The organism is Desulfobacula sp. (assembly GCF_021107415.1).
In genome coordinates this window covers 1-3,701 of sequence record NZ_JAIOSW010000412.1, presented here as the reverse complement: position 1 = coordinate 3,701, position 3,701 = coordinate 1, and the positions used below count along the sequence as shown (strand labels likewise).

Here is a 3,701-nt window from a genome sequence, read left to right as displayed (position 1 = left end):
CCATGATAGATCCAATACCTCCCTGGCCCTCCGGAGTTGGCACTTCAATCAATGATGTTTTGACCACCTCGTAAAATTCCCTGCCATCCGGAGACAGGGTTGTGTTCTTTAAATAGCCGAGACTGACATCAAGAAACAGTTTGCTAGTCTTTAATTTGCGCGAGGCAAGTTTGTTCTCTTTGACTTTCTGATCAATGGCTGGTTTTACCAAAAAAGAGATCCCTTCTCCCCTTTCCACCAGATCAATGATAAACCCGGTATTATCGGATTCCATGAAAATATTGGGTATGGAGTCGTGTTCTTTGTAAAGGTCCAGAATCTTTTTCCGGGTGCCAGAGCCTTTTCCCTTTATGATGACCGGTTCCATCAAAATATCATGAAATTCCACTTCATTTTTCCGGGTCAACGGATGATTCACAGGGAGGACAATGACGATTTCTTCCTGGCTGAAAGGAATGAATCGAATTCTTGGACCATTTACTTCCATTTGAGCCACCACCACCACTTCATTTTTAAATTCCAGCAGACTGTTAATCATAGCCATGGAACTGCCTTCTTCAAGAATAATTTTTATTTTGGGATATGCCCTGTGAAAAACCGAAATAATTGATGGCATAATATATTCGGCATAGGCTTTTGTACACCCCACTTCCAAAAGTCCCAGATTCAGTTCCTTCACCTGGGTCAATGTGTTTTCAACCTCATCCTCAATATCAAAAATGAGTTCAGCCTTTTCAAACAGTATTTTTCCTATATGGGTGAGAATTAGTTTTCTTCCCTGTTTTTTAAACAAATTCAAATCATGGTATTTTTCAAAAAGTTTAATCTGGGCTGTCACCGCAGGCTGGGAAATAAAAAGTTTTTCAGCTGCAATGGTATAGCTGCCGTGCTTTGCAACATAATAAAATGCCCGTAATTGGTTCAAGTTAATCATGAATTACAATCCTTGATTTAAGTTGCTGCATAAAAAAGACATAGTATAAGAAAAACTTATAAACCCTATAAGTTTATATGAATTGACACTTTTTTTGTCAACAAATAAAACTGATCCATACCATACTTGTTGTCTGAAATTAATTTTACCTGGCTTGTTTTTGTACGTTGGCGGCTTCTATCTTACTCTTCACACTATTCTTTGTTTTTTACAAGTATGGGTCAGCTTTTCGGGTTTTTAGTTTGGTCGATTTTTTAACACTTAATTTTTTTATGGAGGTAAAAATGGCTGATAACAAGTTCCCAAGTCCCCACGAGATAGAAGCAATCCCCGGAACAGAAGGATGGGAAAGGATGTATCCTTATCACTATCTTTTTACTACAAAAGATAAGGAGCGAAAGGAATATGAGGAGAATGCCTTCTGGTTCAATGATGCACTTCATTATCCCGAGCCCATGTATCCATTTGATATTATCTGGGATGAGGCCTGGTTTCTGGCTTTATCACAGTTTAATACCCGGATTTTTATGATACCGCCTGCGCTCGGCATAGATCATAGAATTATTAATGGTAATGTCTATATTACCCCGGTTCCGGTTACTGATCCAGAAGAAGTTCAAAAAAGGATCCCTTTGTTCATGGAAAGGGCGGGATATTATTATGAAAACTGGGACAAACTCCAGGATCAGTGGGAAGATAAGATGAAAGGGATTATTACCGATCTTGATAATATTCCAATCGATCCCCTGCCTGATATGGAAGATATCTCGGTTGTTAAAAACGGGCTGGGTACTTCCAGTGGTTATGAACTGCTCAAAAACTATGACAAGTTAATAGACCTGGGTATTCTCTGCTGGCAGTATCATTTTGAATTTTTAAACCTGGGCTATGCATCCTATGTCACCTTTGTTGATTTTTGCAGTAAAGCCTTTCCTGATATGCCCCTCCAGAAAATTACCCAGATGGTTGCAGGAATTGATGTACTTTTATACCGCCCTGATGATGAATTGAAAAAACTGGCTAAACTGGCCATTGAACTTGGCATTGATTCACAGATAGGAGATGATACCAAGGATGTTGAAGTTGTGATCCCGGAACTTGCAGGTTCTGAGAACGGAAAAAAATGGATCACTGCCTGGGATGAAGCCAAAAATCCATGGTTCAATATTTCAACGGGAACCGGCTGGTATCACCAGGATGTTTCATGGAATGACAATTTGAATGTTCCTTTAAGCTCCATCAGAATTTATATTGAAAAGCTCAAGCAAGGCAAATCCATTGACCGGCCCCTGGAAGCAGTTAAAGCGGAACGTAAAAAATTGATTAAAGAATACAGAGGTCTTTTAAAAACCGATGAAGACAGACAGACATTTGATCAGCTTCACGGTACCTCGGAACTTGTTTTCCCCTATGTTGAGAATCATATGTTCTATGTGGAGCACTGGTTCCACTCCGTATTCTGGAACAAGATGAGAAATGTCGCTTCCATCATGAAAGAGCATCAATTCATAAAAGATACAGAAGATATCTGGTACCTGTCCCGCAGTGAAATAAAAGAAGCATTATGGGATGTTGTAACCTCATGGGCTACGGGAACAAAAGGATATGGTCCATTGCACTGGCCCGAAGAAATCGAATGGAGAAAAGGCATTTACAAAAAATTCAAGGAAAATCGGCCTACTCCCGCAGTTGGAACGCCTCCTGAAGTCATTGCAGAACCGTTTACCATTGTGCTCTGGGGGATTACAAATGACAGCATGGCAGCCTGGGCAAAATTAAAAGAAATCGGTGATCCTGATAAAGTGAATGAAATTGAAGGTTTTGCAGGGTCTCCCGGTGTTGTTGAAGGCATTGCAAGGGTATGCCGGTCTGTTGAAGATATCGGAGAACTCAAAGAAGGTGAGATCCTGGTGGCACCAACAACTTCGCCATCCTGGGCTCCGGTATTTCAAAAAATCAAAGGGGTTATCACTGATGTGGGCGGTATCATGTGCCATGCAGCTATTGTCTGCCGTGAATATGGTATGCCGGCAGTTGTTGGGACAGGTCAGGCAACAGCAATTATTAAATCCGGTATGAAGATTAAACTTAATGGTGATACCGGCAGAGTATATATCGAAAGGTAAGGCAGGCATCATGGAAAAAAGACATGACTACGTCCTCTGGTTTGAAGAATGTGATCTGGAATCAATACCTATGGTGGGTGGCAAAAATGCCAGTTTAGGGGAACTGCTGAAAGCAGATATCCCGGTGCCGCCCGGATTTGCAGTGACCACCAAAGCCTATAATCTTTTTCTTGAGCAGGGAAACATCAAAAAAGAAATATTCAAAACTTTGGAAAGTGTTAAAGCCGATGATGTGGACTCCGGAGAAAAAGCAAGTATCGCTATCAGAGACCTGATTGAAAGTACACCAATAAATGATGATTTGCAGGATTATATTTGTGAATTTTACAGAAGGCTTTCTAGAAAATGTAATGTTCCGGCAGTTCCGGTGGCAGTAAGATCAAGCGCAACGGCCGAGGACCTTCCCGGGGCAAGCTTTGCTGGACAGCAGGATACCTTTCTCTGGATAAGAGGGGTGGAGGGTATTCTTGAGCATGTAAAGAAATGCTGGTCAAGTCTTTTTACTGCGCGGGCAATCTACTACAGAACCAAGATGGGATTTGATCACGAACTGGTGGAAATCTCTGTAGGTGTCCAGAAAATGGCAAATGCATGGACCGCCGGTGTAATGTTTACAATGAATCCTGCCACCGGCGATCACT

Annotated in this window: 3 protein-coding genes; 2 read left to right on the top strand and 1 reads right to left on the bottom strand. The window is 41.3% G+C overall.

What is annotated here, in order from left to right:
- A partial coding sequence (locus tag K8S13_RS20805; protein WP_291465627.1) for a LysR family transcriptional regulator occupies positions 1-934 on the bottom strand: 934 nt, incomplete at its 3' end.
- Between the two features lie 284 nt (positions 935-1,218).
- Here K8S13_RS20805 and K8S13_RS20800 point away from each other — a divergent pair.
- Together K8S13_RS20800 and K8S13_RS20795 are read left to right on the top strand one after the other, a co-directional pair.
- Positions 1,219-3,060 (top strand): PEP-utilizing enzyme, encoded by a 1,842-nt coding sequence (locus K8S13_RS20800; protein WP_291465625.1) that lies wholly within the window; start codon positions 1,219-1,221, stop codon positions 3,058-3,060.
- A gap of 10 nt (positions 3,061-3,070) precedes the next feature.
- A partial coding sequence (locus K8S13_RS20795; RefSeq protein ID WP_291465623.1) for a PEP/pyruvate-binding domain-containing protein occupies positions 3,071-3,701 on the top strand: 631 nt, incomplete at its 3' end.